This window comes from Streptosporangium sp. DT93 (assembly GCF_049844535.1).
Taxonomy (GTDB): domain Bacteria; phylum Actinomycetota; class Actinomycetes; order Streptosporangiales; family Streptosporangiaceae; genus Streptosporangium.
In genome coordinates this window covers 1-399 of record NZ_JBNCLF010000082.1, presented here as the reverse complement: position 1 = coordinate 399, position 399 = coordinate 1, and the positions used below count along the sequence as shown (strand labels likewise).

1 protein-coding gene is annotated in these 399 nt (G+C 65.4%); it reads left to right on the top strand.

Going from position 1 to position 399, the window contains the following annotated elements:
- Positions 1 to 399, top strand: a 399-nt coding sequence (locus ACLQ2R_RS39575) for an endo-1,4-beta-xylanase (protein WP_425966551.1), incomplete at both ends; no start/stop codon positions are given.

Sequence of the window (399 nt, the reverse complement as noted above, 5' to 3'; positions counted from 1 at the left end):
GGCCACACCCTGGCCTGGCACAACCAGCAGCCGAACTGGATGCGCCCGATGGAGGGCGCCCCGCTGCGCCAGGCCATGATCAACCACATCAACGGCGTGATGAACCACTACAAGGGCAAGATCTACGCCTGGGACGTGGTCAACGAGGCCTTCGACGACGGCAACTCCGGCGCCCGGCGCAACTCCAACCTCCAGCGCACCGGCAACGACTGGATCGAGGTCGCCTTCCGCACCGCGCGCGCCGCCGACCCGTCCGCCAAGCTCTGCTACAACGACTACAACATCGACAACTGGAGCTGGGCCAAGACGCAGGGCGTCTACAACATGGTCCGCGACTTCAAGGCCCGCGGCGTGCCCATCGACTGCGTCGGCCTGCAGTCGCACTTCAACAACAACAGC